The 12,449-nt window shown below is 59.8% G+C and carries 10 protein-coding genes; 4 read left to right on the top strand and 6 right to left on the bottom strand.

Going from position 1 to position 12,449, the window contains the following annotated elements; genetic code table 11:
* Positions 1-32 precede the first annotated feature (32 nt).
* The gene (locus tag D8U73_RS24805; protein WP_056853921.1) at positions 33-701 is read right to left on the bottom strand and encodes a polysaccharide lyase family 7 protein; all 669 of its coding nucleotides are present in this window, start codon (positions 699-701) and stop codon (positions 33-35) included.
* A 321-nt stretch (positions 702-1,022) separates the two neighbouring features.
* Between D8U73_RS24805 and D8U73_RS24800 the strand changes: the two genes are divergently transcribed.
* From D8U73_RS24800 to D8U73_RS24790, 3 genes are read left to right on the top strand one after another with little or no spacing between them, the layout of a single operon-like run.
* Positions 1,023-3,146, top strand: coding sequence for an EAL domain-containing protein (locus tag D8U73_RS24800; protein ID WP_130906016.1), 2,124 nt, complete (start codon positions 1,023-1,025; stop codon positions 3,144-3,146).
* Between the two features lie 45 nt (positions 3,147-3,191).
* On the top strand, positions 3,192-3,683 hold the full coding sequence (locus D8U73_RS24795) for a M48 family metallopeptidase (RefSeq protein WP_056853919.1): 492 nt from the start codon (positions 3,192-3,194) through the stop codon (positions 3,681-3,683).
* Positions 3,680-4,006: a winged helix-turn-helix domain-containing protein gene (locus tag D8U73_RS24790; protein WP_056853918.1), complete on the top strand. Its 327-nt coding sequence runs from the start codon at positions 3,680-3,682 to the stop codon at positions 4,004-4,006. The genes D8U73_RS24795 and D8U73_RS24790 overlap by 4 nt, the downstream gene beginning before the upstream one ends.
* A gap of 122 nt (positions 4,007-4,128) precedes the next feature.
* On the opposite strand, the gene D8U73_RS24785 is transcribed toward D8U73_RS24790, so the two are convergent.
* Positions 4,129-4,581: a GNAT family N-acetyltransferase gene (locus tag D8U73_RS24785; RefSeq protein ID WP_130906015.1), complete on the bottom strand. Its 453-nt coding sequence runs from the start codon at positions 4,579-4,581 to the stop codon at positions 4,129-4,131.
* A 256-nt stretch (positions 4,582-4,837) separates the two neighbouring features.
* Between D8U73_RS24785 and D8U73_RS24780 the strand changes: the two genes are divergently transcribed.
* The gene (locus D8U73_RS24780; protein ID WP_130906014.1) at positions 4,838-5,575 is read left to right on the top strand and encodes a transporter substrate-binding domain-containing protein; all 738 of its coding nucleotides are present in this window, start codon (positions 4,838-4,840) and stop codon (positions 5,573-5,575) included.
* A gap of 132 nt (positions 5,576-5,707) precedes the next feature.
* On the opposite strand, the gene yccS is transcribed toward D8U73_RS24780, so the two are convergent.
* From yccS to mdtD, 4 genes are all read right to left on the bottom strand, one after another.
* Positions 5,708-7,891 carry a YccS family putative transporter gene (gene yccS / locus D8U73_RS24775; RefSeq protein WP_130906013.1) on the bottom strand — a complete coding sequence of 728 codons (2,184 nt, stop codon included), beginning with the start codon at positions 7,889-7,891 and terminating at the stop codon, positions 5,708-5,710.
* 264 nt (positions 7,892-8,155) lie between these two features.
* A complete protein-coding gene (locus tag D8U73_RS24770; RefSeq protein WP_130906012.1) occupies positions 8,156-9,334 on the bottom strand; it encodes an NAD(P)/FAD-dependent oxidoreductase in 1,179 nt (392 codons plus the stop codon).
* A 135-nt stretch (positions 9,335-9,469) separates the two neighbouring features.
* Positions 9,470-10,855, bottom strand: a complete 1,386-nt coding sequence (gene dbpA, locus D8U73_RS24765) for an ATP-dependent RNA helicase DbpA (RefSeq protein WP_056853913.1) — start codon at positions 10,853-10,855, stop codon at positions 9,470-9,472.
* Positions 10,856-10,912: 57 nt separating this feature from the next.
* Positions 10,913-12,340 carry a multidrug transporter subunit MdtD gene (mdtD, locus tag D8U73_RS24760; protein WP_130906011.1) on the bottom strand — a complete coding sequence of 476 codons (1,428 nt, stop codon included), beginning with the start codon at positions 12,338-12,340 and terminating at the stop codon, positions 10,913-10,915.
* Between the last annotated feature and the right edge of the window lie 109 nt (positions 12,341-12,449).

The raw sequence follows: 12,449 nt of genomic DNA, 5'->3' as shown, positions 1-12,449 counted from the left end.
CGGGTTTTTTTATGGCTGCAATCTTTTGCTGTTTATTGGTCGTGATCGATATCCAGCTTGCTGAAAGTCACTTTCCCGCCTTCAGTGGTGTACCCGGTGTTGTCCTGCACATAAACCCCGGCCTTGAAGTACAGCGGTTTGTCGCGCCAGCTGGCGCTGATATTGGTGTCCCATTGGTAACCTGCGCCACTGACGCCCAGCGCGCCGCCGGGGCTCAGGTGGATGAGGTAGTTGAATTCACGATCAAGCTTGATGCCGGTGGCGAGGGTGATGACGCGACTCTCGGCGTCGTCGGGGTGCATTCTGACCTTGATGACGAGGTTGCCGGTTTCGCTGCTGGTCTTGTACTGGTACTCGAGTTTGACCATTGGTCTCTGGCTCTTGTACGCGTGAATCTGCCCGATGACGATTTTGCCGGAGCTCGGCACCTGGTGCACCGTCAGGGTGGCACGCAGCAGGTTGTCGGCATCCGGGTAATACCAATTGCGCAGCGTACCGTTGCTGTAGGTTTCGCGCAGCTCGGTGCGCGGGTAGATGGCGTTTTCGGTTTTGGAGCCGGTCACGGGCGACCAGAAGAACAGAGTGCCGGTGTCGGAGTGGAAGTATTGATCCTTGAAGCCGTCTACCAGTTTGGACGTTTCAACAGTGTACGGCGGGCTGCCGACGGGAACGCTGAGGTTCCAGGTTGCGAGGTCGATCATAAAAATGCTTCCACAGATTTAGCTGCACGGGCGTGCCAGAAGCTCTAGTACGCGCCTCGGAGGGCGATCTTTATAATCGTAGGTGAGATGTTTGTTAATGGTGGACTGACAGATGGATGACGTCAAAATCCTGTCAAAACGCCATCTTTCCCGGTTTTAGCCGCCTTCACGCACGACCGTTAGTCGGCGAATTAACCCTTTAGTTAGATGATGGCGTACTGACAGCTTCTGATTTAGTTGATCCCGGTCTAGAGTGAAGGCACAGTATTTGTCCGGTTTTCACAAAAAACCGGCCTGACGTCCAGAAAATAGAGAAGCAGCATGGAATGCGTGCACCCCCCGCCAGCTGAAGGCAACTCAACACTTTTAATCGTCGACGATTACCCTGAAAACCTGATCAGCATGCGCGCGTTGTTGCAGCGCCAGGACTGGCAGGTCATCACCGCTGCCTCAGGGTTCGAGGCTCTCGGCCTGCTGCTTGAGCATGATGTCGACCTGGTGCTGCTCGATGTGCAGATGCCGGGCATGGACGGGTTCGAAGTCGCGCGCCTGATGCGCGGCAGCAAACGGACACGGTTGACGCCGATCATTTTCCTGACCGCCAACGAACAGTCCCAGGACGCCGTAATCAAGGGTTATGCCAGTGGCGCCGTGGATTACCTGTTCAAACCGTTCGACCCGCAGATTCTCAAGCCCAAGGTCCAGGCGTTGCTGGAGCACCAGCGCAATCGCCGCGCCTTGCAGCGCCTGAGCCACGATCTGGAGGTCGCTCGCGCCTTCAATGCCTCGGTGCTGGACAACGCTGCCGAAGGCATTCTGGTGGTGAACGAGGACGGTCTGATCCGCTTCGCCAACCCGGCAATGTCGCGTCTGCTCAGTGCCACCGTGCAAGAGTTGCAAGGCAAGGAGTTTCTGGATTTCCTGCAAAAGCCACACATTCCTGTATGGGCCGACTCGGACTTGCTGGCCGGCTTCAAACGCGGTGAAACATTGCGCCTGCACGACGCATTGCTGCGGACCGCGCCGGGGCAGCAGGTGCCAGTGGCATTGTCCTGCGCACCCTTGCCTGCCGAGCAGCGTGCGATGGTGGTCACCGTGCTGGACATGTCGGTGGTGCGCCACCTGCACCAGCAACTGGAATACCAGGCGGTGACCGATCCGCTAACGGGATTGCTCAACCGCCGGGGTTTTTACCAGACCGTGGAAAACCTCCTGTTGCGTGGCGAGCGACCCGACAGTGCCTGGGTCCTGATGTACCTCGATCTCGACGGATTCAAACGCGTCAATGACTCCCTCGGCCACGATGCCGGTGATCGGGTGTTGCGCTGGGTATCCGAGCAGTTGAAGGCCTGCTTGCGCTCCTTTGACATTCTGGCGCGCATGGGCGGCGATGAATTCACGGCATTGCTCGATCTGGAGTTTCCCGAACAGGCGGCCAAGATCGCCGAAAAGCTGATTGAGCGCGTGTCGATCTGTCAGCAGATCGACGGTCTGGATATCGCTTTGGGCGTGAGCATCGGCATTGCCACGTTTCCCGATTGCGGTGCCAACCTGGACGGTTTGCTGCGAGCCTCGGACATCGCGATGTACGAGGCCAAGCGTGCCGGTCGTCAGCAGTATCGTTTTTACGATCATGAGATGAATGGCCGGGCGCGTTCGCGCTTGATGCTTGAAGAAAGCGTACGTGACGCTATCGAGAGTCGTGATTTCAACCTGGTCTATCAACCGCAGGTGGCCATCTGCGACGGGCGCATTCGCGGCTTTGAAGCACTCTTGCGCTGGCAGCATCCGAGTGTCGGGGACGTACCGCCGGGACTGTTTCTGCCATTGCTGGAAGAGGCGCGGTTGATCAGCCGCCTGGGCAGCTGGATTTACCAACGCGGCGCCGAACAGCGCAAAGCCTGGGAAACCTTGTTTGCCGAAGATCTGATACTGGGTATCAGTTTGAGCAGAACGCAGTTCGCCATGCCCAACCTGGTGACTGAGTTGCGTCAGGTGTTGGAGCGGCACGGCTTGCAGCCGCGCCAGCTGGAAGTCGAAGTGACGGAAGAAGCCCTGACGCACAATCCGGAGGAAACCCGCAAACAGCTACGCTTGCTGCGTAATCTGGGGGTCAGGGTGGCGCTGGATGATTTCGGTTCTGGCCCTTGTTCGATGGCCCACTTACGTGACCTGGAACTGGACACGCTCAAGCTTGATCGCCATCTGATCGCTCGCCTGCCCGGGTCGGCGCGGGACGCGGTGCTGGTGCGCAACGTGATCGGCTTGTGCAAACAGTACGGCATGCTGGTGATCGCCGAGGGGGTTGAAACCGTTGCCCAGTTCCAATGGCTGCAAGCCAATGGCTGCGAGTATGTGCAGGGCTTTCTGGTGGCGCGTCCGATGATGGCAGAAGACACTGGCCACTTTGCGCAACCGTTCGACTGGAGCGCGTTGCTCATTTGAATTCGCTACACTGGCGACCTGTTCACGATCTGTGTTGCCGCTGCGATGACTGCTTTGAAATACCTCCAGGCGTATCCCGCTTCCTTGCAGGACCAGGTGCGCCAACTGATCGCCGACGGTCGCCTGGGCGAGTACCTGAGCAAACGTTATCCGGACACGCACGGTGTGCAGAGCGACAAGGCGCTGTACACCTACGCACTGGATCTCAAGCAGCAATACCTGCGCAACGCTCCGGCCATCGACAAGGTGTTGTTCGACAACCGGCTGGACCTGACGCATCGTGCCCTCGGACTGCACACTACGATCTCCCGGGTGCAAGGCGGCAAGCTCAAGGCGAAGAAGGAAATCCGCATCGCCTCGCTATTCAAGGAAGCGCCTTCGGAGTTTCTGAAAATGATCGTGGTTCACGAGTTGGCGCATTTCAAAGAGTCCGATCACAACAAGGCGTTCTACAAGTTGTGCGAACACATGCTACCGGGGTATCACCAGGTGGAGTTCGATGTGCGGGTGTACCTGACGTGGCGCGACATGCAATGAAAGATCTACAAAAAGGAGCAAGCGTGACGGACGTTAGCAAGACCAAGAGCAGCTTCTACCGCCGCTTGTACGTGGCGTACCTGATCGACAGCGGCCTGGCCAGCAGTGTTCCGGCGCTGACCGATATCACCGGTATGCCCCGACGCACCGCGCAGGACACCATCGCAGCGCTGGCGGACCTGGATATCGTTTGCGAATTCGAGCAGGAAGAAGGCGCACGCAATCATGCCGGCCGTTACCGGATTCGCGATTGGGGCGCGATTGATCGGGGGTGGATCGAGCGAAATTTGCGGCAGATAAAAAACGTATTGGAGTATCCCTGAGATTTTCGCTGCAGTGCTGACGCTATCGCGGCCAAGCCCGCTCGCACAGGTTCCGAGGCGGACTGCAAATTTGCGATGCACCGGCAATCACTGTGGGAGCTGGCTTGCCAGCGATAGGGCTCTCAGGAGCGACGCATGCCGATATGTGGAATGCCATCCTCGACATACTCCTCTCCTGCCACCACAAATCCGTACCGCCCGTAATACCCCTGCAAATGCGCCTGCGCCGAGAGATACACCGGCATATCCGGCCAGCGTTTTTGCGTCTGTTTCAATGCCTGAGCCATCAGCTCATGGCCGAGCCCGGTGCCGCGAGCCTGGGGCGCAATGATCACGCGTCCGATCACCACGTCGCCGCCCTGTAGTTCAGGATCGAGCAAGCGCAGGTACGCCACCAGTCGATCCCCGTCCCACGCCATCACATGGCAGGTATCACCTTCCAGATCCTGGCCATCGATGTCCTGATAAATGCACTTCTGTTCAACGACGAACACTTCGCTGCGCAACTGCAAAATGGCGTACAGCTGTTCTTTGCCCAGATCGCTATGGTGTTTGCAGACCCAATCGATTGTCATGTTCTGATTCCCTGAAAACGTCTCCCCCGATACTAAGCGTCCAGACGATGGATGTCTTTATGGCGGAGAAATCTGTGACAAAGACCAAAATGCCATCATTCATTTTTCGCGGGGTTGTCTTCTTTGTGTAATCTGGGATCAAGCGATGCGCAGTGGCTTGAATGAGCTACCGTTTTAGTGCCTGTTGGTGCGGGTACCGGGTCTTGGGTTTTGGCTGAAAACACGTCGGGTAGCCGCCCGCTAAGGATTTTCTAGCATGCCGCGATTGCATCGAGCCTTTGCTTTGATCGGATTGCTGTTGCTGACGCAAAGTGCGACAGCAGAGAAGCTGCGGCTGGTGGCTGATGCGTGGCCGCCGTTTACCGACGCAACATTGGTCAACGGCGGGTTGGCCACCGACATTGTCAGCACCGCACTGGCGCGGGCCGGTTATGCCAGTGAATTCGAGCAGGTGCCTTGGGCGCGCGCATTGCTGGGCGTGAGCGAGGGCCGATACGATGTACTGGTCAATGCCTGGTACACCGATGAGCGGACGAAACTGGGCAAGTTTTCCGGTGAGTATCTGGTCAATCGCATCCGTTTTCTCAAGCGCAAAGATGCGCCCATCGAATACAGCAATTTGCAGCAACTGCACAGCTATCCGATAGCCGTGGTGCGAGGTTATGCCTATTCACCAGCGTTCGACGAAGACCAGTCCCTGCAAAAGATCCCGGTGCACAGTTTCGCGATGGCCGTGCGAATGGTTGCCGCCGACAGGGTCAAACTGACCCTGGAAGACGAATACGTCGCGCGGTACTACTTGGCTCGTGAGCCCGTCAAAGTGCGCAACGCCGTGGAGTTTCTGCCCAAGCCACTGAGCGAGAATGGTCTGCACATCCTGGTCAGCCTGAAGAATCCACGCAATGAACAGATCGTCGCAGGCTTCGATCGGGCGATTGCGACGATGAAGGCGGACGGGAGTTACGAGCGATTGCTCAGGCAGCACGGGATGTAGGTGGGGCTGGCGGCCTGATCGCTGGCAAGCCAGCTCCCACAGTGTTTGATGGTTTACACAGATCAGTGCCTGACTCAATTCCCTGTGGGAGCTGGCTTGCCAGCGATCAGGCCCGACTAGCCACCGCAAATCTCAGTCTTCGCTCGTATCCTTGATCAAATGCGCCGCCAGTGTGCGCAACGGCCCCAGTTGCCGGCAGATCAATGCCAGTTGCGTCTGCACCAGCCGTTGGCCTTCATCGATTTCATCGGGCATCTGTTCGAGTTCATTGGCCAGCGCCTCTTCCTCGTCGCTCTGAATCGCAATGGCGGATTTGCTCGCCAGGCCCTGGGCGATTTCGTCGATGCTGGCAGCCAGTTTCACACCGGCGCCTTCGATCAGTTGTTCGCGCACATCCGCCGGTAACTGGGTTTCACGGTGCGCACCCAGACCAGACAGATAACTGAGCAAAGTGTGCGACAACACCAGAAAACGGAAACCCACATCCGCTTCCTTACGAAAATGCCCAGGCTCCATCAACATGTTGGCCAGGGTGGTCGACAGCGCTGCGTCTGCGTTGTGCGCGTTGCGCCGGGCCAGGCGATAAGCCAGGTCGTCGCTTTTGCCGGCGGCGTATTGCTGCATGATCTGGCGCAGGTAAATGCTGTTGCAGGTCAGGGTGTTGGCCAGCACTTTGTTCAGGCGTCGACCCTGCCAGTCCGGCAGGAACAGGAACACCGCCAGCCCGGCGATCAGACTGCCCAGCAAGGTGTCGAACAGTCGTGGCAGGAACAGTCCGTAGCCGTCGCCCACCTGGTTGAAGCAGAACAGAATCATCAAGGTGATCGCCGCTGTCGCCAGGGTGTAGCGGGTGGTGCGGTTGGTAAAGAACACGATCCCGGCGGCGATGGCGAAGCAGGACTGGATCAGCGGGTTCGGGAACAGGTCGAACAGCGCCCAGGCCAGGGTCAGGCCGATGGCGGTACCAATGATCCGTTGGCCGAGCTTGCGGCGGGTGGCGCCGTAGTTAGGCTGGCAAACAAACAGGGTCGTCAGGATGATCCAGTAACCCTGGGACGGATGGATCAAATGCACCATCGCGTAGCCGATGCTCAAGGCCAGGGGCAAGCGCAGGGCATGGCGAAACAGCAGCGACGTCGGCGTCAGTTGGGTGCGCAAACGGGTCCAGACATCCTTGAAGCTGCGCGGTGAGCGGTCGAGCAGGCTGCTGTCCGTGGCGTCCGCCAGCGCGTCGGGGTTACTGGCGTCGCTCAACAAGCGATCGAGGGTGCCAAGGTTCGCCGCCAACGCCCGCAATGAGCGCAGCAACCCGCGCCACGCCGGGTTGCTCTGGATGCGCAAATGTTCGAGAGAGGCGTGCAGGTCGCTCAGCGCTTCGGCGAAACTGGCGTCATAGGTGAACGGCTGACGCATCTGGATCGATTCGGCCAAAGCCCGGCAGGCCTTGCCTTGCTGGCGCAGCAGGCGCTGACAGCGAAACAGCACGTCACTGTGGAAAAACGCATCGGCCAGGGCGTTGTAAGGGTAGTGCGAAGAACTGGCGCGTTCGTGGATGTCCTGGGCGAGGAAGTACAGCTTCAGGTAACGGCTGACTTTCGAGCCCGGCCGACCGTTGCCGACCCGGTGCAGGATGATTTCCTTGGCGGCGTTGAGTGCGGCGACCACGCGACCGTTCTGTTGCGCCAGTTCCAGGCGACGGGCTTCCACGTCCATCTGCCGGATCGGCTCGAACAGCGAGGATTTCAGCTTCAGGTAGAAGCCCAGTTCGCGGAACAACCGTGCCAGGCTCTGCTGTACTGGCTGGTTGGAAAACAACGCCTGCCACAACACCGACAGCACGCCGTACCAGGCCGCACCGGCCACCAACAGCAGTGGCTCGTGCCAGAAATCGGTGACCGCGCCACCGCGCTGATCCACGCCGATCATGGTGTAGACCGACAGGATCAGCGTCGCCGAGGCAATCGCGCCGTAGCGTTCGCCCAGCGCGCCGAGCATGGTCAGGCAGAACGCGGCGAGCGCAAAGGCGATGATGAAGAGGTAGGGGTAGGGGAAGAGCAGTTCGACGGACAGCGCGGCAACGGCGAAACATACCAGCGTCACCGCCAAGGCGTTGAGACGGCCCTGCCAACTGTCATCGGTTTCAGCCAGGGCGCTGGCGATAATCCCGAGGAACAACGGGATCAGCAACCCCATTTCATCCTGATACCAACACAGCGCCATGGTACCGGTCAGGGCGATGAACACCCGCACGCTGTAACTGAATTTATCCAGCGCCCAAAGGCGACGCAGAGACTGACGGAATGAAGTCGATGACATGAAGTGCGAAGGCCTTCCGAGGCAATGACGCTAAATTGAGCCACTAATGACGCCGACGCAATGGCGCCGATCACATTGGGCAGCAAAATTTGTTCCTTTGAGATCCTCCGCCGAGCGCATTCTTTAAAGTCAACAAGGAACCCTGTGGGAGCTGGCTTGCCAGCGATAGCGGACTGACAGTCAATAAAGATGTCGGATGTACTGGCCTCATCGCTGGCAAGCCAGCTCCCACAGGGATGGTGCTTCACATTTGAAAGACGGTCGTCAGGCGTACTGTGCGGCCGCGTAGCCGGAAGCCCACGCCCACTGGAAGTTGAAGCCGCCCAGATGCCCGGTCACGTCCAGCACTTCGCCAATGAAATACAGGCCCGGGCTTTTCAGCGATTCCATGGTCTTGGACGACACTTCGTTAGTATTCACGCCACCGAGCGTCACTTCGGCGGTGCGATAGCCTTCGGTGCCGGCAGGTACGACTTTCCAGCTCGCCAGTTTTTCGGCGATGGCGGCGATTTCTGCGTGGGTGTACTGCTTCATCGGTTTGGAGACGAACCAGTTGTCCGCCAACAGGTTGGCCATCTTCTTGGTGAAGATTTCCCCGAGCAGGGTTTTCAGCTCGCTGTTGGGACGTTCGGCCTGTTGCTGTTGCAACCAGTGCGCTGCGTCATGGTCGGGCATCAGGTTGATCTCGACCGTATCGCCGGATTCCCAGAACGAAGAAATCTGCAAAATCGCCGGACCACTGAGGCCGCGGTGAGTGAACAGAATGTTCTCGCGAAAGCTTTGGTCGTTGCAGCTCACCAGGCAATCCACCGAGGTACCGGACAGTTCGCTGCACAGTTCCTTGAGTTGATCAGTGATGGTGAACGGGACCAGGCCGGCGCGGGTGGGCAGCAGTTCGTGGCCGAATTGCCTGGCCACCTGGTAGCCGAAACCGGTGGCGCCCAGGGTTGGGATCGACAGGCCGCCAGTGGCGATCACCAGCGATTCGCACGTCACCTGACCGAGGGTGGTATCGAGCAAATAGCCCTTCTCGAGTTTCTCGATGCTCTGGATCGACGTGTCCAGGTGCAGGCTGACGCCGACCTGATCGCACTCGTTGAGCAGCATTTCCAGGATGTCGCTGGACTTGTTATCGCAGAACAACTGACCGAGTTTTTTCTCGTGATATGGCACGCCATGCTTGGCGACCATGCCGATGAAGTCCCATTGGGTGTAGCGAGCCAGCGCCGATTTGCAGAAATGCGCGTTATGCGACAGGAAATTGCTCGGCTCGGTGTACATGTTGGTGAAATTGCAGCGGCCACCGCCCGACATCAGGATTTTCTTGCCGGCCTTGTTGGCATGGTCAAGCAACAACACCTTGCGTCCGCGCCCGGCGGCGGTCAGCGCACACATCAACCCTGCGGCGCCAGCGCCAATGATCACGACTTCGGTAGAGCGCAAAACGGTGTCCTCAACTGTTCTCGAGCATTCCCACGCTCTGCGTGGGAATGCCGCCATGGACGCTCTGCGTCCGCCGTCATGTGACGCGCAGCGTCACGGGATGCATTCCCACGCGGAGCGTGGGAATGATCAGGGTCACAGGATACGCACGCGCAGCGAGCGGCCTTTGATCTTGCCGTCGTTCAAGCGCTGCAAGGCCTGCTTGGCGATCCCGCGTTCCACGGCCACGTAAGCCTGGAAGTCAAAAATCGCGATCTTGCCAACCTGCGCGCCCGGGATGCCGGCATCACCGGTCAGTGCGCCGAGAATGTCGCCTGGCCGAACCTTGTCTTTGCGGCCAGCACCGATGCACAGGGTGCTCATCTGCGGCAGCAGTGGGCCGCCGCCCTGATTGGTCAGGTTGTCCACCTGATCCCAGGTCAGCGGCGATTTCTGCAACTGTTCGATCGCCTGCGCACGCTGGGCTTCGGACGGCGCGACCAGGCTGATCGCGATGCCTTTCTCACCGGCACGACCGGTACGGCCGACGCGGTGGATGTGGATTTCCGAATCGCGGGCCAGCTCGACGTTGATCACCATGTCCAGGGAATCGATATCAAGGCCGCGGGCCGCGACATCGGTGGCCACCAGTACCGAGGTGCTGCGGTTGGCGAACATGGCCAGCACCTGATCGCGGTCACGCTGTTCCAGGTCGCCGTGCAGGCCGACCGCGGAAATGCCTTTGGCCGTCAAGTGATCGACGGTTTCCTGGACCTGCTGTTTGGTGAAGCAGAAAGCGACGCAGGACGCCGGGCGGAAGTGGCCGAGGACCTTGGTCACGGCGCTCATGCGCTCTTCCGGAGAGATTTCGTAGAAGCGCTGCTCGATCTGCGTGTCGTCGTGGAACGCCTCGGCTTTCACTTGCTGCGGGTTGCGCATGAACTTCGAGGCCAGTTGCTTGATGCCCACCGGGTACGTGGCGGAGAACAGCAGGGTCTGGCGGCGCTCCGGGGCTTGCATGATGATTTCTTCGATGGAGTCGTAGAAACCCATGTCGAGCATGCGGTCGGCTTCGTCGAGAATCAGCGTGTTCAGGCCGTGCAGGACCAGCGAACCCTTGCGCAGGTGCTGCTGGATGCGCCCCGGCGTGCCGACGATGATGTGCGCGCCGTGTTCCAGCGAAGCGATCTGCGGGCCGAGGGACACGCCGCCGCACAGGGTCAGGACCTTGATGTTGTCTTCGGCACGGGCCAGGCGACGGATTTCCTTGGCGACCTGGTCGGCCAGCTCGCGGGTCGGGCACAGGATCAGTGCCTGGCAGCCGAAGTAGCGCGGATTGATCGGGTTCAGCAGGCCGATACCAAAGGCTGCGGTTTTGCCGCTGCCGGTCTTGGCCTGGGCGATCAGGTCCATTCCCTTGAGGATCACCGGCAAGCTTTGCGCCTGGATCGGCGTCATCTGGGCATAACCGAGGGAGTCGAGGTTAGCCAGCATGGCGGCGGACAGCGGCAAAGTATTAAATTCGGTGGCGATGGTGGTCACGGGACTGGCCTGCAAAACAAAATGTCGCGCAGTGTACCAGTCCGATGGCCTTTAGCCCTAAGGCTCGATGTGTTCTTCCGGACGTTTGACTCGCCGTCCGTCTTCTCTCGATAGTTGGGAGAAGATCGTAGCCGCCAGCATGGCCATGATTCCCACCGTCACGAATGTGAGCTGGAACGCGCCCAGAACCGTGTCCACGCCGTCTTTTCCGATTTGCGCGCTAAACCCGCCGAGCAACGCACCGGCACAGGCCACGCCCAGGCTCAGGGACAATTGCGCGACCACCGATAGCAGGCTGTTGCCGCTGCTGGCGCTGGCGTCGTCGAGGTCGATCAACGTCACGGTGTTCATCGCCGTGAACTGCAAAGAGTTGATCGCGCCAAGGATCGCCAGCGCGCACAGCAGTAGCCAATACGGCGTCTGCTCGCTGACCAGGCCCATGCTCGCCAGCATGATGCCCAGTGCCAGGGTGTTGCCGGTCAGCACGATGCGGTAGCCCAGACGTTCGATCAACGGCCGCGCCACCCACTTGGCGATCATTGCCGCCGCTGCCAGCGGTAGCATGCTCATCCCGGCCTGGGACGGCGAATACCCCAACGCCACTTGCAGCAGCAACGGCACCAGGAACGGCAGCGCGCCACTACCCAGGCGAGCGAACAGGTTGCCGAGGATACCGACGGCGAAGGTCCGGGTCTTGAACAGCGATGGCGCAAACAGTGGATTCTCGATATGCCCGGCGCGCAGCCAATACGCCGCCAGGCACGCCATGCCGGCGAACAACAGCAACATCACCCGCAGGTGCGGCAGGTGCAGTTCGCCCAGGCCTTCCATGGCGATGGTGATCAGGATCATCGCCGCACCGAACAGCAAGAACCCCAGGCTATCGAAGCGCGTACGCTCGGAGCCGCGCAGGTCAGGGATGAATTTCCACACGGCGTAGCAACCAATCAGGCCCACCGGCAGGTTGATCAGGAAGATCCAGTGCCAGGTCAAAAACTGCACCATCCAGCCGCCCATGGTCGGGCCGATCAGCGGGCCGAGCAGGCCGGGAATGGTGATGAAGCCCATGATCCGCACCAGTTCCGAACGCGGGTAAGCGCGCAGCACCACCAGCCGCCCGACCGGCAGCATCAGAGCGCCGCCCAGGCCCTGGATGATCCGGGCGCCGATCAACTGGGTCAGGCTGGTCGACAATGCGCAGAGCAGCGAGCCGAGGCTGAACAGCAGAATCGCGCTGAAGAAGATTTTCCGGGTGCCGAAGCGGTCGGCGATCCAGCCCGAGGCGGGGATGAGCAATGCGACGGTGAGCATGTAGGCAATGATCACGCCTTGCATGCGCAGCGGATCTTCCGCCAGGTCCCGGGCCATGGCTGGCAGGGCGGTGTTGAGGATCGTCCCGTCGAGGGACTGCATGAAAAACGCGATGGCGACGACCCAAGGCACCCAGCGGGCGGTGACAGGATCGAGAGGCGGGCGGTTGGGCATGGGACCTCTGGTTGTCGGTAATGATCGTTCCCACGCTCCGCGTGGGAATGCCTCTTGTGACGCTCTGCGTCACGCTTTGGGACGCGGAGCGTCCCGGGCTGCATTCCCA

It is taken from the genome of Pseudomonas sp. Sample_22, assembly GCF_004307635.1.
Lineage (GTDB): Bacteria > Pseudomonadota > Gammaproteobacteria > Pseudomonadales > Pseudomonadaceae > Aquipseudomonas.
Note: the sequence above shows the minus strand (reverse complement) of the source record. Positions and strands in the feature narration are given on the sequence as shown.